The sequence below is a fragment of the Bacteroidia bacterium genome, assembly GCA_016218155.1.
In the GTDB taxonomy this organism is placed as follows: Bacteria; Bacteroidota; Bacteroidia; order Bacteroidales; family GWA2-32-17; genus GWA2-32-17.
Genome location: JACREQ010000030.1, coordinates 1 through 25,367 on the forward strand (window position 1 = coordinate 1; position 25,367 = coordinate 25,367).

Consider the following 25,367-nt stretch of genomic DNA (forward strand, 5'->3'; position numbering starts at 1 on the left):
GGTTTTGATCCTATCAATGCAAACATTATTAAAAACGAAATACTAAATCTGAAAAAGCAAGGCTCTACCATTTTATTTTCTACTCATAATATGGCTTCTGTTGAAGAACTTTGCGATGATATTGCTCTTATAAATAAATCTAAAGTTGTATTAAGTGGTGCTGTTAATGAAATTCGTCAGCGGTTTAAAAACAATATGTACGCAGTAACTTATTCTGGTTTTATTAATTTAATTGAAGCTTCTCTCAGGCACCAATACGAGATTTTATCTCATGTAGAAAAAGATGGATTGCATCATCTTAAATTTAAGCTTTTAGATTCGTCAGTAAGTACAAATATGCTTATTTCAGGACTTTTGCCTTTAGGAAATATGATTTCGTTTAACGAAGTATTACCAACAATGAATGATATTTTTATTAATGCTGTAGGTGAGATGACAAACGAAAAAATATTAACAAATTAAAAAATAATTATTATGAATAAAATATGGATAATTATTAAAAGAGAATATCTTACAAGAGTAAAGAAACGTTCATTTTTAATTATGACTGTACTTGGTCCAATATTAATGGCAGCAATGTTTATCGGACCGGCTTGGTTAACTCAGATGGAGGATAATGAAGTAAAAACAATTGCTGTTATTGATAGTTCTCAACTATTTGTAAATACATTACTGGATAGTTCTAAAGTCAATATTGATTCATTACCCGAAACAGAGTTTATAAAATTTAAATATTTAACAAATGTTAAGGTAAGTGATATTGAAAAAAACTTCAAGGATAATGGTTATTCTGCTTTGCTATTTATTCCACCAAGTATATTGTCATCTCCACTGGTTTCTTTATCGTCGAATAAACAACCTAGTATAGCTGTCAGGATGCATATAACCAATTCTTTAAAGCGAAAAATTGAAAGCTGGAAATTAAAACTATGCAATATTGATCCTAAAGTGTTAAAATCAATTGAAACTAATGTGCACGTTGGTATAATTAAGCTAAGCGATGATGGTAAAGGAAAAGAAGAGTTTGCCGATTTAAAAATGTATTTAGGTATTGTTGGCGGAATGTTAATTTACTTTTTTATATTTATGTATGGTGCACAGGTAATGCGTGGCGTTATTGAAGAGAAAACAAGTAGAATAATTGAAGTTATTATTTCATCAGTAAAGCCTTTCCAATTGATGATGGGAAAAATAGTGGGAATTGCATTTGTTGGATTAACGCAATTTTTGTTATGGATTATTTTAACTGCAACTATTGTTATAGGTGCACAGAAAATCTTTTTTAACGATACACATACCTATAAGAACATAAAATCCCAGAGTATTATGGCAAATTCGCAGAATATGAATATTGCTGATGAAAGTACTCAGAATGAAGCTGCTTTTAATGAAATGGATAATATTTACTCAGAAATTAAAAAGATTGATTTTGTTGCAATAATTGGTTCTTTCCTTTTCTTTTTCCTTGCCGGATATTTGTTATATAGTGCAATGTTTGCTGCTATTGGCTCTGCTGTAGATAGTGAAGCGGATACTCAGCAATTTATGATGCCTGTCACAATACCACTGATTTTATCAGTAGCATTGGTAGGAAATGTTACGAGTAATCCTGAGGGTCCATTAGCGTTCTGGTTTTCTATGATTCCATTTACTTCGCCTGTTGTTATGATGATGCGAATACCTTATGGTGTGCCTGTTGAACAAGTTGCATTGTCAGTTGGTATTTTAATAGGATCATTTATTTTTATGACCTGGCTGGCTGGAAAGATTTACCGTACAGGAATTCTAATGTATGGTAAAAAAGTAAATTATAAAGAATTATATAAATGGTTAAAATATAAAAATTACTAAATTTATGAGGATTGCAGCCATTGACCTTGGAACAAATACTTTTAATCTTTTAGTTGCGGATGCAGATGCAAATAATTATTCTGAAGTATACCGCGATAAAAGAGCAGTAAAACTTGGTCATGGTGGAATAACTAAAAGCAGAATTTCTGATGAGGCAATCGAACGTGGAATATTGGCAATAAAAGATTATACTTCTGCTATTGCACCACTTGGTATAGATAAAATTTTAGCAGTTGCTACATCTGCTATTAGAAGTACAGAGAATGGATTGATTTTTACAAAAAGAATTAAAACAGAATTTAATCTTGATGTAAGAGTTATTGGAGGCGATGAAGAGGCTGAGCTTATTTATTCAGGAATAAGAAGAGCCGTACCTTTAGATTCTGAAAACGTTTTAATGCTCGATATTGGTGGGGGTAGCAACGAATTTGTAATTGGTAATAACAGTAGAATTTCATGGAAACAAAGTTTTCCATTGGGAATTGCCAGATTATTGGAAATGTTTAGTCCATCTAACCCAATTAAAGAAAATGAAATAGAAAGTGTTATTAGTTTTATCGAAAAGGAATTAAAACCACTTGCTGATGCGATAAAGATTTATCCTGTTAAAACTTTAATAGGTTCGTCAGGGTCTTTTGATACAATTGCTAATATTTGTAGTATAGAAACATATAATAAATCTTTAAGTCAGGAAAATACATTCTATAAATTTCGGAAACCCGATGTGTTAACTTTGTGTGAAAAAATAATTCATTCTACAACCGAAGAGAGAATAAATATGCCGGGTATGGATTTAATGAGGGTTGAAATGATTCCTTTATCGGCTTTATTTATTAAGTATATTTTATCTTTAACAAATGTTACTGATATTGTACAATCTTCATATGCAATTAAAGAAGGAATAATTTTTAGCTATTCAGAAACTGAACATTAAAAATTACTTTGTTATTCCAAATTCTTTTTGAATTATAACAGCAACTTCTTTTTCGAATTTTGAGAATTTTCTTTGAAAGAAAATTAAGTAAAATATAATAGGTATAACAAATCCCAAAAGAACTACACTTAATACAAATGCTATTCTTTTTCCTTTCGTTGGAAAATATCCATCGACCTCAATTTTATTGCTTTTAAGAAAAATATTTGCACCAATATTACTTGTTTTTAATATAGTTAAATCTATGCTGCCAAAATGATTTACTTTGTAATCAGGAAATTTTGCATTAAGTACGTTTTTAATGTCTTCTAACTTGATGTTTATATTTTGAGTATGTATTTTCAATTATTTATTTTTTACAAATCTAATACATTTAATATAAACTTATATCACAATAGTTACCTTTAATGCTAACTTTAGATTGTGGCTGACTGCATCCAATAGCTCCTGTAACAGAAGTCTGAGAGTTTTTCATCCTTTTATCGACATTTGCCTTGGGAGAATAATCAATTTTACCATAATTAAGGTTTGCATCAATCGTATAGCAAGCATTATCCGGGATTAAAGTTTTTACATTAGTGTAATTGCTGTTAATTGTTATGGATTCAAATTCAGGGCTTACTCTTTTAATATTAAAACTACCGTAGTTTAAGTTAAATTTTGCATCAATTTCAATTGTGTCTATAATTGTAGATGTATAATTTGCATCTAAAGTTATTTTTTTACAGTTTTTTATTTTATAATCATCATAAAAAGATGTAGCATAAATACCGTAGGAATTATTTATCCATACATGTGAGTATGCGCTCTTTATTTCTGAAGCAGTATTCTTTTTTATTATTAAAGTTGAATAGTCTGCTTCAATTTTACTCCATGTACATTTCTCAATTTCTGCTTTTGAATAATTGATATTTATGTTACTTACTGGTTTTGCATCATAAAAAGCTAAATTTTTAGCAGTAAATTTCCCATAATTCAGGTTAATGTTAGAATTTCCGCTTATCTCGTCAATGTTAATATTTCCATATGAGTTTTCAATATTAATTTGTAGATAAACAGGATGATTTATAACATAGTCCACTTGAAATTTCGATTTGCTTTTTTTGAAAGATTTATCAAGATTTTCATACTTTATTGTTGTTGTATATTGTATTTTATCCGAATCCTGCATTAAAACAACATCAGCATTTTCTATATATTTTTGTGCCTCTGCTTCGTTTTCTGTAAATAATGTTATTGTAATGTCCACAGAAATTTCTTTTTTCTCCCAATTATGAAAAGTAATATTTCCATAACTGTTATTAATATGTAATACTGTATTTACATTTGAATTAAAACTATTCTGTAATTTTTTCTCGAATTTTAACTGTTGCGAAAATACAATCATCGGGATGCTTAAGCATGTAATAAATGTAATAATTGTTTTCATATATTTATTTTTTTATAAAAATCGGATGTGCTTTTATCAAAAATTATTCCGATTGCTTTAAGTGTTCATCAAAGTTAATGTATTTTATTTGAAGTTTTTTTTATAAATATATAATAACCCGCTAACTTGATAACTCTGAACCTAATAACCCAGTAACCCAACAACTCTGAACTTAATAACCCTACTAATAGCCCTTTAAATCAATATCTTCACTATTAATCTGACTTACTCTTTTTCCCATTTTCTTTTGAATTACTTTAAAATGGTGTTGCTCTTCAGGAGAAATAAATGAAATAGCCTCGCCAGGGGATTCTGCACGACCTGTTCTTCCAATACGGTGAATATAATCTTTAGGCGAGCGGGGGAGTTCGTAATTAATAACGTAAGGTAAAAATTTAATATCAATACCACGCGAAATTAAATCTGTTGCAACCAAAACTCTGATTTTGCCTGATTTGAAATTAGCCAATGCATCTGTTCTTGCTTTCTGACTTTTTTTACTGTGCATTGCAGTAGCATCGATGCCATGTTTCTTTAATTTATCGGTTACAGTTTCAGCTTTAAAAACAGATGATGTAAAAACTAATACTTGTTTAAGATCGTTTTTCTTAATTAAATAACGTAGCAATGGTCCTTTCTTTTCATCTAAAACTGTATATGCCGATTGCTTTACAAGGTCAATATTTACTACTTCAGGCTCAATTTTAATAACAAGCGGGTCATTTAAAAGTAATTGTGTAATATTTGATACATCATCGCTAAGAGTTGCTGAAAATAAAAGGTTCTGGCGTTTCTTTGGTAATAACTCAAATATGCGGCTTATCTCTATTTTAAACCCAAGATTAAGCATTTTATCTGCTTCATCTAAAACAAGTGTATCGATATTCGATAAGTGTACTGCTTTTGACTCCACTAATTCGAGTAACCTTCCTGGTGTAGCAACTAAAACTTTTACATTTTGTAATGCTATCATTTGCGGGTTAATGGCAACGCCACCAAATACAGCAAGTGATTTTATTTTTTCGGGCAGGGCTGAGTTAAATAACTGAAATACCTCTCTTACCTGAACGGCAAGTTCACGTGTGGGTACTAATACCAGAACATTTACATGTCTGTTTCTGTTTGCTGTATTTCCTTGTAAGTTCTGTAAAATAGGTAAAACATAACTTGCAGTTTTTCCTGAGCCAGTTTGTGCTATTCCTAATATATCCTTTTTATTTAATATCGCAGGTATAGCTTCTTTCTGAATTGGATATGGCTCAGTATAGCTCTGGTCTGAAACTGCTTTTATTAATTCCGGAGATAAACCTAATGATGAAAAAGGCATGTATGTATATTGTTATTATTTGTATGTAAAACGTTTTTTTTGTAAAGATAAGTTAAATGTAATAGTTATTCATTTTTTATAAGTAGCATTTCTTTCCATGCTTTAAAATCCTCGTTACACTCCATTGTAAATCTGTCGTCAATAATTAAGGTAATATTACTGTTTTTAAATTTATAAAATATGCGCTCAGTACTTTTATTATTAGTTGTTTTAATTTTTTCTGAGCAATTAATGAAAATATTTTCCAAATTGTTAATTTCGCTTATGGGTAATTTTACATTTAAATTTTTTCCGTTTTTTAAAAGTTCGGGATTCTTACAAAATATTGTTACGTAATTGCCTTCTACAGAAAAATTAAATAAATGTGTGTAGCCACCCCAGTCACCTATATATTCTTCTTCGAGTGTGAAGGATTTTGAAGATAAAATTTGTTTTAAACTATCTTTATTTACCTGTGAAAATGTAATTAAAGAAAAATTCAGTATGCTAATAAGTAAAATATATTTTTTCATCTTATAAATTATTGTTTTTCCTGAAACTGCAAAAAATAAAATTTTGTATTGTGTCAAATGGTGTTTTGTGATCAACTTTAATGCATTTTATTTTATCAAAATAATTTTCAAGTATCCTTGTCATAGTAACTTCTGAATATTGTTTTATTTCAATACCACTACATTTTTCAGGACCTTGTTCTGAAAATGTTCCTATTATTAATATTCCAGATGGCTTAATGCTTTTTTGAACTGTATTAAGGTAATTTGTTATTTCGTGTTCCTGAGTTAAGAAGTGAAATGCAGCACGATCGTGCCAGAAATCATATTGTTCAGTAGGATCAAATGTTGCAGCATCTGCAAGTATCCATTTTACTTCTTTCTCACGGTTGCCAAGTCTTTGTTTTGCTTTATTAAGTGCTGATTCCGAAATGTCAAGTACTGTTATATCCTTATACCCGAGTTCGAGTAAATGGTCAACAAAGAAACTATCACCTCCGCCAATATCAATTATTTTTGCTGTCAAAGGTAATTCAAACTGTTTTACAAAATCTAATGATGTTTCGGGATTTGGTTGGTACCAGCTAACTTCACTAATTTGTTTAGTGTTATATATCTTTTCCCAATGTTTTTTGCGATCAAACTCTTCCATGATATTAAAAAGTAATTACAATTTTGTTTTTACGAACAAGTTCATAAAGGTCTTTCATTGAGGAAAATTTGCAAACCTGTGGCTCATTATATTTTCTGCTTTGTAAGCAGGTTCCACAACCAAGTATTGTTCCACCACTTTCTAAAAACAAATTGGTTTGTTCTTTTAAGTCATTTTCTGTTTTTACAAGATTATCCAATTCAACACCTTTGCCAAGAAGAAAAATACCTACTGTATCACCCTGGTTTTTCGAGAAATTTGCAAACCGTATAGCATTCCATATAGTTTCAACATCGTTTGAGTATATTACTATTCCAATACTTGTTGGCTTTGTAGTATTGGTTTTATTTCCATCACATTGAGCATTAATATTGCTTGTGAAAGTTATTATTAGTACCGAAATAATAAAGATTGTCTTTTTCATATTAAAAAAATATTTTGTCAAAATTAAATATTTCTATTTATGTTTTTTTCGTAATCGTCCACAATAATTTTTGCGTTTTCATAATCAATAACTGATACCACAACTTTTACAGCTCCACTTCCTCCGGCTGCAGTGTACCATGGTGCAATAGTTCCCGTATTCTCATTTAGTAAAAAAGTTTCAATTTCGGCATTTTCTAAAAGACTTTTAACCATTTCGGCTTCCATAATTGTTCCGGCAAAAACTTCTATCGGTCCTTCTTTTTTATTATTCATATTATTTTATTCTATTATTTGTTATTGTTTTACTATTTTTTCAATGTAAACATTTTCTTTATCAAATATTTTAATAAAATAAATACCTTTTTGTATGCTGGTAATATCAATATCATTTGTAATCTGTGGTGACTGTATACTGTACATTTTTTCACCAAGCAGATTATAAATCTCTATTTGTTTAATGTTTTTGCCTGTAATTATTATGTTATTTGTTGCAGGGTTTGGATAAACTCTGAATTCATTTATATTTGTGGTGTGTTCTTCAATTTCTGTATTTATAAAGCAAGAATTGCTGTTATATGGAGTTGTTGTATTTGTGCTGTATGTTAATCCGTTTAGTGCCGAACCTGTTGCTGTTGCATAATTATTTACTGTAATGCCTGTTCCGTAAATGGGGGTGTTAAATTTATAATAAAGCCGTAAATTAGTTTCGTTACCTAATAATGTGTCCTGGTAGCTTGCCAATATTTCTGAAGGAGTAAGAACTTTTCCCCATATTCTGAGTTCATCCAGTAATCCGTCGTAATATGAACCTAGTGTTCCGTTAAGGAATCTGTAAACTCCAATTAACAATGGATCTGCACTACTATAAAGATTTCCACAGTAACCTCCGGTTGTATATTGTCCCGGTTGAAGAATGCCATTATAATACATTTTAACACCTGTACTTGAATAGCTAATAGCAACGTGCACGCATACTGTCGCATAAATTTTAGTCGTACATTTGTATGAGTTAACATCATTACAATTTCCAGTACAATTAAAAGTAAAGCTAATTGTACTATCTGTATTAATTGCAACATTGTATGAAGATAATGCAGTTGTACATTTCCCTTCTTGTAATAGTACAGCCCATGTTTCTGTTTTGCTGGGTTGAAGCCAAAACTCTATAGTAAAATTATTTGTAACATTAATTGCAGAATTATTGGGCGTAGTTATATAATTATTATATGTTTGATTAAAGCTTAAACCTTTGTTTTGTGATAATAATTTGCAAGAAACTATTAATAATGCAGATAATAATATTAGTCTCATTTTAATATAAGTTTATGATATTACAAAATTAAGTATTTGTTTTCAAATTAATTATATTTTGTAGATTATTTAACACGAGTTAAATATAAATAATAGAATATATAGTTTTACTAGTTCACTGCGGCAAAAGAGCATCGTTTTCTTATATAGAATTCACGTTAATTAAATATTTTTACACTCATGTCTGTGATTTCTTATACTTGTCGCTAACAGCCTGCTAAATTTTAACAGTGTGTTAGTACTTGTGTATAATGTTATTGTCGTAGAATTACTAATTTAATTATTTTTTACAATTTTCTTAAATTCAAAAGTGTTACCATTTTCAAGTTTTAAAAAATAAAAACCTGTCGCAAAAGCAGTTGTTTTTACTATAGTTTTTTCAATCAAGGTTCCATTATAAATAACTTGCCCAATCGAATTTTTTATTTCAAAATTTATTTTTTCAATATTTCCTTTAAATTCAATAATTAATTCATTATTAACCGGGTTTGGATAAATTGAAAGTTTATCTGTTTTTTGTGAATTAATTCCTACAGTTGTTATATTTACACAAGAAGATGTATCAGAGCAGATGCCCTGAGTTATTACTACTGCGTAATTCCCATTTTCTGTTGCAGTAAAATTTTGATTTATTTCACCACTAATTGGTGCTAAATTATTATCACAATTTAACCATTGATAATTAGCTCCAATTACATTTGAGGTTGCTGTTGGGTTCAACACGGTAAGTGAAGTATCAATTGAATTTACATATAAGTTAAGTGCATATACGCTATCGCAACCATTAATCGTAAATAAACTGTCATTATAAACTCCAGAAAATGAATAACTGCTTCCATGCCAGTTGTAGGTTTCTCCATCACAAATACTGTGGTTTTCAGTAAAGGAATAAACCGGATTAACAGTTAAATTCAAAGTGTAAATGCTGTCGCAACCACTTATACTCGAATAATTGGCGGTGTATGTATTAGTAGTTGTTAAACTCTGACCATGCCAATTATAAGTTTCTCCATCACAAATACCGTGGTTTTCAGAAAAAGAATAGACCGGATTGACAGTTAAATTCAAAGTGTAAATACTGTCGCAACCACTTATACTCGAATAATTGGCGGTGTATGTATTAGTAGTTGCTAAACTCTGACCATGCCAATTGTAAGTTTCTCCTTCACAAATACCGTGGTTTTCAATTATAGAATAAATCGTATTGACGGTTAAATTCAAAGTGTAAATACTGTCGCAACCATTGAGGTTAGTATTGTTTTCGGTATAAGTTCCAGAAGTTGAATATTCTGTCCCATGCCAAATATATGTTTCACTTGAGCAGATTTCTTGGGTTGTAATAAAGTTGTAACTGGAGTTGACAGTAATAAAATTATGTTTCAAAATTGTGTCAGAATGATCAACCCAATGTGTAATAAGCATAACATCGTAATTACCAGGAGTATCATATGTAATTTTTGGATATTTCTGTGAAGATGAATTTTGTGAAGCACCATAAAAAGTCCACTCCCAGCTTATAGGATTACCACTTGAAATATCTGAAAATTTAATAGTATCACTAGCACAAATGTGAGTTGAATTAAGAGCGCTAAAGTCAGCAATTCTTGTACTGTCAACCCAAACTTTTGATAAGTTAGTTGTGATTGGAGCCTGAGTATCGAAAATAATTTTAGCGTTGTTAAATATAGTATCACCATTCTGCATTGGCGATGTAGGTTTTATTCTGAACCATAAACTTCCATGTGAGCTATCTGGGTTTAAATTAGTAGGTGTTAATACAATTGGATAAAAAGTAAACTGAATTATACTATCTGTCGCATATGATACTGAACAAGGATGTGTGCTTCCTAAAAATTGAAAAGTATTGGGATTAAGCTTAAATGATAATTTATCCCTGACAATTACATGTGTTGCGTTTGCAGTTCCTATATTTTCAAAATTAATGTTATAATATAGAAAGTCGTTAAAATTTGGATTAACAATAGGTGTAGAGACTAATTTATTATTTGGATCGAATGGAAATCCAAAATTTGTATTTACCGTAACTGAATCGGAAACATATACACTAGTAGAAGCGATATTGTTGATTAAGTTCATATCAGAGATAGTTTCTGCTGTTACATTAAAAGTGTGGTTTTCGTTTTGAGCTAAACCTGTAACAGATAAAACAACAGAATTAAATTTTGACTGAAACGGTTGCAATGAAGTAGTCCAATAAAGTGTATCTCCTATAACATTTCCAAATGTTGATGAAATTACATTTACACCAGATGGTATCGGAAGTTTAGTATTTGCAGTATTTGAAGTAGTACCATTATTTATAAGAGTAATCATAAGTGTCAATGGTTCATTTGCAGCAACAGTTCCGTTATTAGATAATGTAACTTCAATGTCATCATACTGGCTGGTTGCAATAATTCTAAAGTTATGATGAATGTTCTCATCAGGACCAATAGTAGCATTATAAGGATTGGTACATTGCAAATAATTTGGTAGTTGAACAACATCTATATTTACTATTCCACTGTCAACAGATAATCCATAATATCCATTGTTATTTGTAATAATATCTGAACTCTGGAAAAAACTTAAATGTTGATTTTGCATTCTGATATCGGTTACATCAAGAACTCCATTCAGATTTTGATCAAAATAAACGGTTCCGTTTATAAAACCAATAGACTGGGAACAATTAGGAATTGGTAAAGTATTGTCAAAAGTGTATTGTAGATCATAATACATACAACCTGCTTGATAAACGCTTACATTATTCAATAATCTTGCAATAACAAAGCGATTCGTACATCTCAAACAATCATATATAAGATTGTTGTTTGCATGTAGAAATGAGCATTGCTGATTAAGATAATCTGGAATATTTCGGGCAAGGTTATTATCGTAATTAATATATTTAGCAATAGGAATGTTAGGGATAATAGAAATAAAATTATTATTAACAATTAAACTATCCAGATAAGGAAGACGATTTGACGGGAAATAACTTACAAGATTATTTGAAACGTCTATTTTTTTCAGAAATACAAAATATTGCAACCCCTCCAATGATTCTATACAACTATTTGGTCTGATTATTCTTCTCAATGAGATAACGGCATTAGATGTGTAATCAAGACTGTCACCTATAAATCCTGAAGGAATTAAAGATTGTAAATACGTTCTGAAACAATTATCAGGAATAAAAGCCTGGTTCTGCTTCTCGAAAATTCTGATGTCGTCAATATATGCTGTGGGGTTAATACCATTCATTTTAAATGCTAATCGAATTGTAGTATTTGAATAAGGCAAAAGATTTATACTATTGAATCCATCGGCATTTAGCACCGAGACACTGTCTGTTAGACCAGATAATGTAGTGTCATTTGGATTTGTAACAATCCATACTGAAAACATTATGCCTGTAGATTTGTATGAATAAAACTGAGCCCAAGGTTTGTTCTGTAGTGAAATTGGCGGACTAAAGAAAACCTTATTACTTGAACCAATAAGTGATTTCACTCCTAACATATAATCCATGATTTCTGTAGAAGGAGGTATTCCGGCAGTAACTGATTTGGTAATTAACCCAACTGTTGAAGGTATTGTATCGGTATCAATTATTACCCATCCTTGATTAGGTTGCCAGTTCCTGAAACTGTTTTCATAAATAATTGAGAATTGAGATTTCAGATTTAGAGTACAGATAGCGAATAAAGCTAGTAGTATTATTTTTTTCATAAAGAATATTTTTAGTGTAACAGTTATATCTTTTGATTTAAAATAAAATTGTTAAAATATACGTTAAGTTTTTAGCTATTATTTTTTATACATTTTAATATTACGTAATTTATTAATATTAAGTTGCATTATAGGAATAGGTGTTAAATAATTAAACAATGATAATAATATTAATTCAATTTTGTGTATGTTTAGATTATGGTTTATTTTGATATCCTGTCTTCTCTTCGCTTTGATACTAACGGTTGAAGTTATTCAACACCGTGCAATTACTTGCAGTGATTGTTAAACCGCTAAGAATTATATCTAATGTTAAAGTTGTCAAGTTGCCCATGTCTGCTAGTTGTTATTGTAGGTGATGTTATAGCCTATGTTTATTTTTTAACTGCCAACCAAAATTATAAGCAAAATGAATGGTTGGAATAACATAATTATTAAATCCTACATTACTACTCATATTCCCCCAACTTACGTATGAATGAAGATCATATTGTCTATGTGCTATAATAAGTCCTATGCCAAAATATATTTCTGTTAAAAAGCTTTTTTTAGAATAAAATTCGTAGCCTCGTAACAATCTTAAATGTATGTCATAATATTTAACAGACCCTGTTTTATAATCATTCATACTTTCACCAGCATTTATTTGTCTAGGTGGGAAACTTAATTTATCTACCTTACAGCTAAAATAATAATATTTTGTTGGTTTTGAATAGAATTTAATTCCAAGATCTAAACCAAGTCCGTGAAGATATGACCATTCGTATATGTTCCCTTTTAACATAACATTTGGGGCTGTCCAAATTATTCCTGTAAAATGATACAAAACACCTACATTAATTCCAATTTTATTATTGAGTTTATAGTCAAAATAAATATTTGGGTTAAGTCCAGTCCAATTTACTAATTCTGTCTTAATTTTTAATAATGGAAAAGTTTTGTCTATATTAGTGATAGAGTCATTTTGAGCTAATGAAATATTTATTCCAGTTATTAAAATTGAAATAGCAACAAGTCCAGTTTTGATATTTATTGTCATATAGTTACTTTTTGAAACATAGGCTATAACGAGCTGCGCTTGGAAAATCTGGGCGATTAGCTGCAGATTTTGTCAAGGTGCGGCGAAGTTTGTATTTTGTTAATTTTGTCAAGTTGCCACCGCCCGCCCAGGTTTTGCCAAGCGTGTGTTACCACCTGTTTATTTGTCAAACTTAATTCCAATTTTATTAGCTTTTGAAATTAAGTAATTAATAAATGCACTACATGAAACTAACATGAATTTTGCATCCTCAAAGTCGCAATTTGGTTCTTCGGTTAATGAATGCCTTATCCCATCACTGTCACTTGTGTAACCATAAATTTGTTTAAATCCTTTTTCTAAGGCAGGATGAATTTTAGTTTTACCCTTAATTTTATCTAATGCTCCTGCTAATGTATCATTTTTATTTTCAGATATAATTTTAGCAATACATTCTACTGCTGAAATAGATTCTTTTATTGAATTTCTGTAGTCAGGGTTTTGCTTATTTGAAATTTTGTCTAGAGAATTCAACAAATGTGTATTCACACCAAAAAGTGCAGTAAATTCTCCTGATTTATTTATTACTTCTTCTATCTCATTTATTTCAGTTGGATTTGTTATGGGAGCTATATTATTTCCAATAAATCTATAACCAGAATTCTCTTTTTCAAATATATTATTGCAGTATTCTTTAAAAAGATCATTACTATAAGGGATAATATCAGTGTCAATATTTGCAATAAATTCAATAAAGTCATATACTTCGTACCAATTAAACTTAAAAAATCTTTCTCTAATAAAGAATTCAGTATTATGAAATGAATTTGGAATAGTGTCAATGGTCAGCTTAAAGTGATTTTGCCATAACAATTTACTGTAAGTAACATAATCGTAATCGCCTGCATATTTTGACGTTGTTTCAATTTGGTCAATGAAATTGATTTTATATGAGTTCCAAAGGCCATTTTTTAATTCAATATCCATTTCTTCAAGCTGAAGAACCTTTTTCATAGGAGCTTTTCCTATTCTTTGTGAAAATTTCATTTTGTTTTTTTTATAAATTTTTGGTAACACATCGCTAATATTATATTTTAATTATTTCTAATTGCATATAAATACTTATAACTATTTAAGTCAAATATAATAAATAAAAATAAAAAAAGCTGTCCTTTTGAGACAGCTTTTTAAAATAATAAAAACTATTGTTACAAAAACTTCGGCTTTAAAGTAAACATAATATACGCCCAATGGTTAAGACTGTTTTTATCTCCACCTGATAAAGTTTCTAATGAGGTTTGAGCCATTAAATATGCATAGCCAAGCTCAAGTGAGGCTTCTTTTGATAGATTAAATTTTGCACCTAAGTCGATTTCTGAACCAAGGTTTTTATTAAGTGTTACATTATTTTTTACACATTTGTTTTGAAGCATAAAAAAATGATAATCCAGCGTTATAGTAGTGTTTTTACAACATTTATATGCAAGTTTTAAATAAATATCATTTAATCCTGCATTTGCTGTATTCTTTGTTAATGAAGTGAAATAATCCATATTGCCATGAATGCTATGATTTGTTCCGTATAATGGATCGAATGCATTTATTTTTTTGTTAGCAGTATCAGTTGCATCGGTTCCCGAAGCATAAAAAATACCCGCAGTTGCAATAAAGTTTTTAATTATTGTATCAGTTAAATTTGCACTAAAATAATATGCAGCTATTTCTTTTCCTGCATTGTTTTTTCCTGATTGATAAAAACCTCTTCCCTGAAATAAAAATGTACTGAAAGGAATGTCAAAGCCTCCGCCATAGGTATAGCGCATATATATTGTAGCTTTTGTTCCGGCTTTTTGGTAACCATCATTAATACCGGCTATGTGAGTATTTATTTTCCCGAATTTTTTTGATAGCCATAATATATTCATTAGCTTATAATTTTTGTCATATAAAATATAATCATTCCCTACAAGCTGATCAGAGGAATTGTTATATGCAGAAACAAAGTCAACGCTTGTCTTGTTTTTGCTATATGTTAATTTTAAAGCATCATGAACCTGTGCATTCTGATTCCAATTGTTTGTACTCATTAAAACCTTATCGTCAAAGAATATTTCCTGACGACCCATTTTTATCCACAAGCTATCACAGAGTTTATATGCCAGCCATGCCTGATAAACTGCTGTTGATGCAACGTCTTCTTTTGGAATCTGATCACCCCACAAGCGAACATCTTGCAATGATAAACCAACTTTATATTTTTCGGCACTGTAATTTAAGTTTAATCTTGTACGTTGACTGATTAAAACTGCAGGATCTTTTCTTAATGAATCGTCTGATAATTGTTTGTAACCATGTCTGAATTCCCCACGGGGTCTGAATTCACCGGTTAATGAAAATTGCGAAAAACCATTTAAGCTAATCATAGCAATAATTAAAGTCAAATAAACTATTTTTTTCATAATTAAATATATTAAGTTATAAATTTCAAATCATTATCATTAGTAATTATCACTAAAGTGATTTATAAACTAGCCCAATACAATGGGTCATGTTGAGGCTCTCGAAACATGTGTGAAGGGTTGTGGGCAAATCCTTCGAGTACCTCAGGATGACTGTGAATGGTGTTGCTTACAAATTGGACTACTTATTATTTCACTTTGGTATAATTATCATTAATTAATTAATTAAAAGCTCCCTTCAAATATGCTTTAGTCCTTTCCTCTTTTGGGTTCGAGAAAAATTCTTCAGCAGTACCACACTCAACAACTTCGCCTAAATACATGAATATTACATAATCTGCAATTCTTCTTGCCTGTCTTAAAATATGAGTTACCATCACTACTGTATATTGTTCTTTTAGCTCGATAAATTTTTGTTCTATAGCCTGACTCGAAATAGGGTCGAGAGCAGAGGTTGGTTCGTCGGCAAGAATAATTTCAGGATCAACAGCTAAACCACGTGCCAGACATAACCTTTGTTGCTGACCAATACTTAATCTCGAAGCAGGGCTGTGTAAACGATCTTTAACTTCTTCCCATAAATTTACCTGTTTCAGATGGTGTTCTACACGTTGTGATATTGTTTTTTTATTTTCACTATCTGAGATTCTGATTCCGTATGCCACATTTTTATAAATTGACATTGGAAGCGGGTAGGGGCGCTGTGCAAGTAATCCCATTTTTTTTCTGATTGCTGTAACATCCTGACTTGAATGCAAAATATCTTCATTGTCTATTATTATTTCACCAGTGACTTTTACATCTTCATACAAATCAGTTAGTCTGTTTAAGCTTTTTAGTAGTGTAGTTTTTCCGCACCCTGACGGACCAAGGATAATAGTAATTTTATTTTCGGGAATCTGAACATTAACATTATTCAGAATTTGTTGCTTTCCGATGAATAAATTAAGATTTTTTATGTCGATTTTTGATTTCATATTAGAATTTAATACGGTGTTTGTTATACTTTGCTGATACAACTCTTGCAATTACAGAAATCAATAAAATGATTATTGTTAAAATTAATGCTGATGAATATGCTCTGCTTCTTACTTCTTCAATTGGTGAACCCAACTGGAAGAATATTGCCAGCGGCAAAGTTGCAGTAGGTTGCATTACAGAAGTAGGTATATGATCAGTATATCCTGTTGTGAACAGTACTGAAGCAGCATCGCCGATTGCGCGTCCGAATGATAATAAAATAGCAGTTGCTAAACCAGGAATAGTCTGACGGATAAAAACTCTAAATGCAGTTTCGGACCTTGTAGAACCAAGTGAAAGTGAAGCTTCAAATAAGCCTACGGGAACAGTTTTTAAAACTTCATCCAATGCTCTAACCATTATTGGCAATATAAATATGCTTACTGTTATAATACCTGCAAGTAATGAGGTTTTAATACCGAGCATAACCATAATAGTAAATCCGAATGCGCCATAAACAATAGAAGGTATTCCCCATAACAAATCAAGAAAGAATCTTATACCATTTACGAATCGGTTATATTTTCTTAAATATACGTTCATGAAAAGTGCTATAGGAATTCCAAAAAGCATTGCTAGTATTGTTGCTCCTATTGATAAATATAATGAACCGATAATTGCATTTAATATTCCGCCTTCTTTTCCGAAGTAAAAACCACCTTTTGGTGTCTGGCTAACCATTTCCCACGACAAAGATGGTAAACCTTTGTAAAAAATACTGAAAACAATTAGAAATAAAGATGCAGTAATAAAAGATACCGACAAATACATCAGACCTTTGAAAATAATTTCTTCAGTTTTCTTTAGTTTCATATTACTGATTTTTTTCTGAACGGATTATTGCCATTCGTGATAAGAAATTAAATAATAACACTATTCCAAATAATATTAATGCAGCAAGCATTAATGCCGAGTCATATCTTGGAATAGAAAGCATCTCGCCATAATTATTAGCAATTAATGCGGGTAGGGGATAACCTGAATCAAAAACCGATGTTGGAACTTGTACAACATTCCCTACTACCATAAGTACAGCTATGGTTTCACCAAATGCTCGTGCAACACCCAGTCCGGTTGCAGAAATAATTCCTGGATAAGCTTTTTTTAACAAAACGTATTTAATTGTTTCCCATTTTGTTGCTCCAACTGATAATGATGCCTCTGTAAGTTCTTCAGGAATTGTTCTGAAAACTTCTATCAAAATATTTAAAATAAAAGGAATAACCATTATTGATAATACTATAGCTCCTGCAAGAATAGTATATCCCGAAGTTTGTAAACCAAAGAATGGTGCAACAGTTTTTGAAATAAATGGTACAACAATTAATACTCCCCAGACTCCGTAAATAACAGATGGAAGTCCTGCTAGAATGTCAATTACAGGGTGCATAAAAGCTAATACTTTCTTTCTTGCGTACTGTGTTAAATATATTGCAGTAAGAATACATACAGGTGCAGCAATTAAAACAGATAGAAATGTAACCCACAATGAGCTTGTTATAAAAGGTAAAAATCCGAATTTACCCTGCATAGGTTTCCATTCCGATTCAGTAATTAAATCAAAAAAGGATTGTTCATGAAGTATAGGCAACGATTTTAAATATAAACCAACGGCAAGTAAAATTGGCATCAGTAATAGAATTACCAATGATATTACCATCCAGAAAAGGGCAGTTTTATCGCGAAATTTTCTACTTAATAAGCTCATTTATTTTTTTTCATAATTTTAAAGTCATGTTGGTCCTTCGTCAAGCTCAGGGTCGAAATATGGTGTTCGTCCTTCGATCCGCCGCGGCGGACCTCAGGATGACTATCTTTATTTTTATGAGTTACTTTAATTTCTCAATTTGTGATTTAATATTTTCGTCGGTTAATTTAACATAACCACCTTCATCAATAAATTTCTGGCCATCTGTTAAAATCCAGTTGTAAAAAGCCAACACTATTGGATTAAATGTTTTACCCTTTGTTACCATAAATAATTCGCGAGCAGGTGGTGACGGATATCTGTTAGTGCGTATAGCATTTGTTATTGAATCAAGATTCTGGTAAAAGTTTTCTTCTGGATCTAAAACTCCATTTTCGTTTAAATCAATCGGAATTATTGCTAACCCCGGATACAAAACTCTGCTTTTTAAATCGTATGCATAAATTACATTGTTATATCCTATTCCATTTACATCATTTTTTACAGCTTCTGCAATTCCAGGATCACCAAATACACCTGTTCCTGCTAAATCTTCCTGTTTTTTACCAAAGAATTTTGCCCACATTTCGCCTGCTCCACATGCATCTGATCTGTTAAATACATTTATATTAGATTTATCTTTTGTGTTATATAATTTTCCCCAGGTTGTTTTTTTACCTTCAGTAAAAAGTGTAGATAACTGACTTTTTGTTATTCCATTTTTCTGAATTTCTGCTAAAACTGGGTTTGAAGAATTAATAACTGGTAATACAGCATCTTTTGTTACAGCAATAAACCATGCTCCTTTTTGAATTTCTTCTTCTTTAATTTCTCTCGAAATCATGGCAACGTCAACCATATCCTGAAGTACATCCGTCATTCCTTTACCTGCGCCACCTGCCGACACATCTATTCTAACATCAGGATTTAACTTTTGAAATTCTTCTGCCCATTTCACAACCATTGGATATAAGGCAAAGGCACCACTTATGCTTATATTGCCAGATAATTTGTTTTTATCAGTTGTTTCTGTTGTGTTGTTTGAACATGAAACCTGTAATGTCAAAGTTGCTGATATTAATGCTAATGAAAGGAAATGTAATGTTTTCATAATTTAACATATTTATTAATATATATAGTCTATCGAAATAATAGACTATGCAAATGTAAATTCAATTTTATTATTTCCAAAATATTTTTGAAATAAATTATAAAAAAATATTATTTCTGCTCTTTATCAAGCACTTCAAAAATTATTGAAAGTGTTTCACCGTCTTCATCTGTGAGAGTAAGCGTATGTTTTCCTGGATTAGCAGTAATAGCAGCTTGATGTAATCCTTTTGTTTCGCATAAAAATTTATGATCAACATGCCAGAAAATTATTGAATTTGATTTTCTGTGTGCGACTTCAAAAACAGCACTTCCGGTTTTTCCGTCAAGTTCTTTAGGGATATAAATCTGAGTATAGTTTTTAGGATAAATAATTTCCATTACTTTATTTGGATTAGCAAAAAGTTTTTCTTTACAATCTTCGCGAAATGGTGGCAGTGTAACGTAATAATTATTTTTGCTTTTAAAATAAAACTCCATAGTAGGAGGGAGAACAAACCATGATTTATGTATCATTTGTGAAGTTTCCTCACAGTCACTGTGTACCTGAAATTCTTCGGTTTTGTCGAGATGAATAAGTTTATGATAAGGACATTTTTTAAAATTGATGCCGTTTGCAGGAATAAATACTTCTTCAGTTTCATCACAAATATCTGATGCAAGAAAACCACTTTTACTGCATATTGTTGATTTAATCATATTAGAAGTTGGCTCAGAAAACCATTCGTTATTATTAGGAAGCAAGCTGAATAAGTCGAATAAAATAGGGGCAGCAACTTTTATTCCTGTAAGCTCCGGACGTCCTTCGCCATCGGCATTTCCAACCCAAACACCAATAGCATATTTTGGCGTAACCCCAATAGCCCATCCATCGCGAAACCCAAAACTGGTTCCGGTTTTCCATGCTACTTTTCTACCCGAAGAAAACATTTCCCAGTTACTTTCTTCCACCGGTCGGTCAACATCTAACATTGCCTGAAAAGTATACCATATTGCGGCAGCATTTATCCATGAATTATTTTCATTCGGACTTTGTTTTTTTATGTTGTTTTCAGTGATAAATGGATCATGAAAATCGCTTTTTGTATATCTGCCTGTAAGATTATAATGGTTTAATGTTCTTGCTAATGATGCATACATACCGGTAACTTCAAAAAGCTTTGCCTCACAGCCGCCTAAAATAAGTGATAATCCATAATCATCGGCAGTTCTGTTTATTGTTTTTAAACCTGCCTTTTGTAAGACAAATATAAATCTTTGCACTCCAAATGCCTGTAGCATTTTAACAGCAGGAACATTTAATGATTTTGCCAAGGCTCTGTGTGCCGGAACAGCACCGTCATATCCTTTACTGAAATTCTTTGGCGAATAACTTCCTATCTGAATTGGAATATCAGGAACAAGAGCATTTGGTAAAATTTCCCCTGAGTTTAACATTGCAGCATAAAGCATCGGTTTTAATATACTTCCTGTGCTTCTAGGTGCATTTAAAATATCTACTTGACATCCATTCTTGTTGTCTTCAGGGTTATTGTAATTGCCTACATATGCTAATGTATTTCCTGTTTCAACTTCTAAAATTATTGCTGCCGAATTTTGAATGCCATTTCCAATCAGATTAGGTTTATATCTTTCTAAAACAAGAATTGCATCGTTCTGAAGTTTTTCTGAGATTGTTGTTTTAACAAAGTGTACATTGTTTTTTGTGTCGTGATTCGTTTCGAGTATTAATCTGGCAAGCAGATGTGGGGCTTCCTGCGGAAAATCATTTGGTTTATCAGGAATAGGTTCATCTTTTGAGAGAATACATGTTTCTCTGTCAATAATTCCAGATTTAAATAAATTATCTAATAGTAAGTCTCTTTTAATTTTGAGTTTTTCTCTGTTTTTACCAAGGTGTACTAATGCCGGACTATTAGGTAATACTGCTAACATACTTGTTTCCGCCCATGAAAGCTGGTCAGGCATTCTTCCAAAATATCTCCATGAAGCCGCCTGTAAACCAACTACATTTCCTCCAAATGGTGCATTGGATGCATAAAGTTTAAGAATTTCTTCTTTAGAATAGCTTATTTCTATTGCATATGCTAAAAGCAATTCATATAATTTTTGAAAAAAAGTTCGTGGAGGATTATTTTGGGAAAGGCGTGCTACCTGCATTGTTAAAGTGCTTCCACCACTAATTATTTTTTTGTGTTTAATGTTTAAATATATAGCTCTAATAATTGCTATTGCATCAATTCCTTTGTGAAAAAAAAATCTTTTATCTTCAAAAGTTGTAATTGCGTATGTAAATTTTTCCGGAACATTTTTTATTACCGGAAAACGCCATTGTCCATCTTCCGCAATTTTTGCTCCAAGTAGATTATCATCTTTATCGGTAATTACAAAACTAATTGGAGAGTTAAATAAATTTTTTGTAAGGCATTTAACTACAATTGCTGATATAACAATTAAAGCAAATAATATTAACAATCGAGGGTTAAAAAGTCTCACAAGCTGTGTGTTTACGTAGAAATGTAAAGTTAAATAAATTTTTAAAAGGAAATAAAAATATAATAATCTGAACGATTTTATTTAGTTATATTTGTAACAATACCTAAACTTAGCCTAATTATGTTTATGAAAAAAATAATAATAGTATTATTCGTTATTCTTCCATTTATCTGTTTTAGTCAGGATGTTACTTTGGATCAGCTTGAAGAGCGTGATAATCATACATATTATCTGATTTCTACTGGAGAAGTTTATACAGGATTATGTGTAGGAAAGCATGCAAACGGACAAAAGAAATATGAAGGATCATTCAAGAAAGGAATACATGAAGGTAAATGGACTGAATATGATCAGGACGGACTTAGAATATTTGAAGCTTCTTACAAAGATGGTCAGTTAAATGGAACTGGTACATATTATTATCCCTATGGTCAGATTAAAGAACAGGGAGCATATAAAAACGGACGTAAGGTAGGTAAATGGATTGAGTGGGATGCTTATGGAAAAACAAGTAAGGAAAGAAATTACGAAACTGTTTATGAATGGTATAGTAAGGATAGAAAGAAATCGGAATCAACATTAAAGGATGGAAAAAAGCATGATAGTTTCAATGAGTATTATGAAAATAAAATGTTAAAACATCAGATAAATTATAATTCAAATATTAAAAACGGAAAAGAAATTACCTGGTACGAAAGCGGAAAAAAGGAATCAGAAAAGAATTGGGTAAATGATACTTTACAAGGTAACTGGCTCGAGTACTTTGACAACGGACAAGTAAAAATCTCAGGTAAAATGTTGTCTGGCTATAATGATGGTAAATGGACAGAATATGATGCTTCCGGAAAAGTTGTTAAAGAAACAAGTTATAAAACTACAGTAAAATTTTATCCGAATGGTGAAAAGCAGGAATTAACTACTTTAGTTAATAACAAAAAGCATGGTGAGCTTCTTTGGTGGTATGATAATGGGCAAATGGAATTCAGGGAAACTTATAATGAAGGAATTGCTGATGGTTTATGGACAAGTTGGTATGAGAACGGAGAAAAGAGTATAGAAGGAAAAATGAAAGCCGGGAAAAAAGACGGAGTCTGGACAGAATGGTATGCAAATGCAAAAAAATCATGTGAGTCAGCTTATACTGCGGGACAACTTGATGGTAAGTATGCCACATTCTATGAATCAGGGAATAAAAAAATGGAAGTGAATTATGAAAATGGCAAAAAAGTCGGTTCGCAGCTAGAATGGTATAACAGCGGGCAGAAGTCTTTTGAAGGAATTTGTAAGGATGGTAAACTTAATGGAACAGCTACTCTTTATTATGAGAATGGTAAAATAATGCAACAGGGAAATTATTTGAATGACAGACGTGAAGGAATTTGGAAAGCATTTGATGAAAAAGGAATGGCTTTAAAAGATATGGTGTATAAAACCGTTATTGAAAAATATCCTAATGGAAAATTAAGTCTTGAAGGAACCTTAATGGGCGATAAACATGATGGATTATGGATATGGTATTATGAAAACGGACAAAAAAAATCGCTTGAAAGTTATGTCAACTGTAAATTAAATGGACAGAGTAAATCCTGGTATGAAGATGGACGCGAATCATTTTCTGGTAACTATGTTAATGGTAAAAAAGACGGTTTAATTCAAAGTTGGTATCAGAATCGACAAAAAATGTCAGTCGAAACATGGGTTAACGGAGTACAGAATGGTGAATATAAAGAGTGGTATGAGAATGGTAGAATTAAAACAGAAGGCAATTTTATTGATGGCTTAAAAGATGGAGTTTTCAGAACAGTATATGAAAATGGTCAGAAGATGATGGAGATTAACTGTATCAAAGGAAAAGAAGACGGTACATATACAGAGTGGTTTCAGAATGGTCAGAAAAAAATGGAAGGTCTTTTTAAAAATGGAAACAAAGAAGGTACCTGGACTATCTGGTATGACAATCAGCAAAAAAAATCTGAGGGCAGTTATACGGTCGATAAAAAAGATGGAAAATTCTCATCATGGTTTATTGATGGTAAATTAAGGTCTGAAGAAACTTTTAAAGATGGATTACAAAGCGGTAAAGCTGTTTTTTGGTATGCAAATGGTAAAAAAGAATCTGAAGAATATTATTCAGCTGGTTTGAAAAGTGGCTCAAGTTTGCAGTGGTATGAAAATGGAAATCGTAAATCGGATGAAGTTTATTCTGCAGGAAAATTAAACGGACCTTTTACATATTGTGACGAAAAGGGAAAAGTGAAAGCTACAGGCTCATATGCTAACGGTAAGGAAGATGGTAGATGGATAGAATATTTTGAAAGCGGTAAAAAATCGAGTGAAGGAATGTATGCTGCTGGGGGTAAAACAGGAATTTGGGTAGAGTATTATGAATCTGGTGCAAAAGCTTGTGAAGGTGGCTATAAAACAGGTCAGAAACAAGGAATATGGACATGTTTTTATGAAAGCGGAACAAAGCAGGTTGAAGGAAAATATAACCTTAATCAGAAAGATGGTGTTTGGTTAGAATTTGACGAAGGAGGTAATAAAACAAATCAGTTTACATATAAAAACGGAGTTGAAGTTAATTAAACTTTCTTTTAATAAAATAAGGTAATTGCCTTAAACCTGCAATTAAATATAATAAATTAAATCTGTAACAAATTTTACAGAATAAACTAATTTTAGAAAAAGGAATATTGTTTTTCTGTAAAAGCAGATGAATGGTAGAATCTTCAATAAAATAATCCTTTCTAATTTTATTCCTTTTCCATTCTTCATTAACCCAATGTATAACATGCCATTTAGATGGAATCTGAAAATCTTTTTTCAGAAGCTTTATTATCAATTTCCAGCTATCTTGATTAGATAATTCAATAATATAAATTTCAAGATTATAGTTTTTTACTTCATCCACAAGAATTTGAATAGGTCTATTCCAGTCTGTATTTTCTTCATTTATTTCTGCAATGGCTCTTTTATAACACTGTGCCATTAATTCTGAATGTTTTGGGCATTTCATTAAGATTCCAACAAGTTTTAAATCAAGATGAGTTCTGAAAACGTATTCCTGTTCGAAATTTAATGGTTTTATGCAGGTAATATCCATATCTGTCCACCAACCACCATACTCGTATAAAAGTTTATATCTGAATATGTCAGAAAATCCTCCCAAGCTTCCCTTTCCATGTCCGTATTGGTTTTTATTCTTATATCTGAAAATTTTATTTTCTGGTATTATGGTGTTTGCATCTTTGCAAACTACATTCTCTGGTAATATATTGTTTAGTGGTTGATATAACCATAAATGAAATGTATGTCCATTTTTAATAAAAGATTTTATGCATAGAATTTCCAGTAATGATAGCTCTTTGCCAATCCACAATCCATTAATGATAATATTTTCTGGGGTAATTTTGGACATTTA

Annotated in this window: 22 protein-coding genes; 4 read left to right on the top strand and 18 right to left on the bottom strand. The window is 31.0% G+C overall.

Features of this window, described 5'->3' with window-relative positions:
* From HY951_04035 to HY951_04045, 3 genes are all read left to right on the top strand, one after another.
* On the top strand, positions 1 to 462 hold a 462-nt coding region (locus tag HY951_04035), incomplete at its 5' end, for a DUF4162 domain-containing protein (GenBank protein ID MBI5539202.1).
* A 12-nt stretch (positions 463 to 474) separates the two neighbouring features.
* Positions 475 to 1,851 carry an ABC transporter permease gene (locus HY951_04040; protein MBI5539203.1) on the top strand — a complete coding sequence of 459 codons (1,377 nt, stop codon included), beginning with the start codon at positions 475 to 477 and terminating at the stop codon, positions 1,849 to 1,851.
* Positions 1,852 to 1,855: 4 nt separating this feature from the next.
* Positions 1,856 to 2,785: a phosphatase gene (locus HY951_04045; protein MBI5539204.1), complete on the top strand. Its 930-nt coding sequence runs from the start codon at positions 1,856 to 1,858 to the stop codon at positions 2,783 to 2,785.
* Positions 2,786 to 2,788: 3 nt separating this feature from the next.
* Here HY951_04045 and HY951_04050 read toward each other — a convergent pair whose 3' ends face one another.
* The 17 genes from HY951_04050 to pbpC form a co-directional block, all read right to left on the bottom strand.
* Positions 2,789 to 3,130, bottom strand: a complete 342-nt coding sequence (locus HY951_04050) for a hypothetical protein (protein ID MBI5539205.1) — start codon at positions 3,128 to 3,130, stop codon at positions 2,789 to 2,791.
* 28 nt (positions 3,131 to 3,158) lie between these two features.
* The gene (locus HY951_04055; GenBank protein MBI5539206.1) at positions 3,159 to 4,214 is read right to left on the bottom strand and encodes a hypothetical protein; all 1,056 of its coding nucleotides are present in this window, start codon (positions 4,212 to 4,214) and stop codon (positions 3,159 to 3,161) included.
* 184 nt (positions 4,215 to 4,398) lie between these two features.
* Positions 4,399 to 5,541: a DEAD/DEAH box helicase gene (locus HY951_04060; protein ID MBI5539207.1), complete on the bottom strand. Its 1,143-nt coding sequence runs from the start codon at positions 5,539 to 5,541 to the stop codon at positions 4,399 to 4,401.
* 65 nt (positions 5,542 to 5,606) lie between these two features.
* A complete protein-coding gene (locus tag HY951_04065) occupies positions 5,607 to 6,053 on the bottom strand; it encodes a hypothetical protein (protein MBI5539208.1) in 447 nt (148 codons plus the stop codon).
* A 1-nt stretch (position 6,054) separates the two neighbouring features.
* On the bottom strand, positions 6,055 to 6,684 hold the full coding sequence (locus HY951_04070) for a class I SAM-dependent methyltransferase (GenBank protein MBI5539209.1): 630 nt from the start codon (positions 6,682 to 6,684) through the stop codon (positions 6,055 to 6,057).
* A 4-nt stretch (positions 6,685 to 6,688) separates the two neighbouring features.
* Positions 6,689 to 7,108, bottom strand: coding sequence for a DsrE family protein (locus tag HY951_04075; GenBank protein ID MBI5539210.1), 420 nt, complete (start codon positions 7,106 to 7,108; stop codon positions 6,689 to 6,691).
* A 23-nt stretch (positions 7,109 to 7,131) separates the two neighbouring features.
* On the bottom strand, positions 7,132 to 7,383 hold the full coding sequence (locus tag HY951_04080) for a DUF2007 domain-containing protein (protein MBI5539211.1): 252 nt from the start codon (positions 7,381 to 7,383) through the stop codon (positions 7,132 to 7,134).
* A 21-nt stretch (positions 7,384 to 7,404) separates the two neighbouring features.
* Positions 7,405 to 8,421: a T9SS type A sorting domain-containing protein gene (locus HY951_04085; protein MBI5539212.1), complete on the bottom strand. Its 1,017-nt coding sequence runs from the start codon at positions 8,419 to 8,421 to the stop codon at positions 7,405 to 7,407.
* Between the two features lie 276 nt (positions 8,422 to 8,697).
* The gene (locus tag HY951_04090; GenBank protein ID MBI5539213.1) at positions 8,698 to 12,156 is read right to left on the bottom strand and encodes a T9SS type A sorting domain-containing protein; all 3,459 of its coding nucleotides are present in this window, start codon (positions 12,154 to 12,156) and stop codon (positions 8,698 to 8,700) included.
* A 361-nt stretch (positions 12,157 to 12,517) separates the two neighbouring features.
* Complete coding sequence (locus HY951_04095) at positions 12,518 to 13,195, bottom strand: hypothetical protein (GenBank protein ID MBI5539214.1); 678 nt, start codon at positions 13,193 to 13,195, stop codon at positions 12,518 to 12,520.
* 159 nt (positions 13,196 to 13,354) lie between these two features.
* The gene (locus HY951_04100) at positions 13,355 to 14,221 is read right to left on the bottom strand and encodes a hypothetical protein (protein MBI5539215.1); all 867 of its coding nucleotides are present in this window, start codon (positions 14,219 to 14,221) and stop codon (positions 13,355 to 13,357) included.
* Positions 14,222 to 14,382: 161 nt separating this feature from the next.
* Positions 14,383 to 15,633 (bottom strand): alginate export family protein, encoded by a 1,251-nt coding sequence (locus HY951_04105; GenBank protein ID MBI5539216.1) that lies wholly within the window; start codon positions 15,631 to 15,633, stop codon positions 14,383 to 14,385.
* A 221-nt stretch (positions 15,634 to 15,854) separates the two neighbouring features.
* On the bottom strand, positions 15,855 to 16,610 hold the full coding sequence (locus HY951_04110; protein MBI5539217.1) for a phosphate ABC transporter ATP-binding protein: 756 nt from the start codon (positions 16,608 to 16,610) through the stop codon (positions 15,855 to 15,857).
* A 1-nt stretch (position 16,611) separates the two neighbouring features.
* Positions 16,612 to 17,466, bottom strand: coding sequence for a phosphate ABC transporter permease PstA (gene pstA / locus HY951_04115; protein ID MBI5539218.1), 855 nt, complete (start codon positions 17,464 to 17,466; stop codon positions 16,612 to 16,614).
* Between the two features lies 1 nt (position 17,467).
* A complete protein-coding gene (pstC, locus tag HY951_04120; GenBank protein ID MBI5539219.1) occupies positions 17,468 to 18,361 on the bottom strand; it encodes a phosphate ABC transporter permease subunit PstC in 894 nt (297 codons plus the stop codon).
* Positions 18,362 to 18,482: 121 nt separating this feature from the next.
* The gene (locus HY951_04125; GenBank protein MBI5539220.1) at positions 18,483 to 19,451 is read right to left on the bottom strand and encodes a substrate-binding domain-containing protein; all 969 of its coding nucleotides are present in this window, start codon (positions 19,449 to 19,451) and stop codon (positions 18,483 to 18,485) included.
* Positions 19,452 to 19,561: 110 nt separating this feature from the next.
* Positions 19,562 to 21,946: a penicillin-binding protein 1C gene (gene pbpC / locus HY951_04130; protein MBI5539221.1), complete on the bottom strand. Its 2,385-nt coding sequence runs from the start codon at positions 21,944 to 21,946 to the stop codon at positions 19,562 to 19,564.
* A gap of 126 nt (positions 21,947 to 22,072) precedes the next feature.
* On the opposite strand from pbpC, the gene HY951_04135 reads away from it, so the two are divergent.
* The gene (locus HY951_04135; protein MBI5539222.1) at positions 22,073 to 24,532 is read left to right on the top strand and encodes a toxin-antitoxin system YwqK family antitoxin; all 2,460 of its coding nucleotides are present in this window, start codon (positions 22,073 to 22,075) and stop codon (positions 24,530 to 24,532) included.
* Here the strand turns inward: HY951_04135 and HY951_04140 are convergent.
* Complete coding sequence (locus HY951_04140; GenBank protein ID MBI5539223.1) at positions 24,525 to 25,364, bottom strand: hypothetical protein; 840 nt, start codon at positions 25,362 to 25,364, stop codon at positions 24,525 to 24,527. The genes HY951_04135 and HY951_04140 overlap by 8 nt on opposite strands.
* Positions 25,365 to 25,367 lie beyond the last annotated feature (3 nt).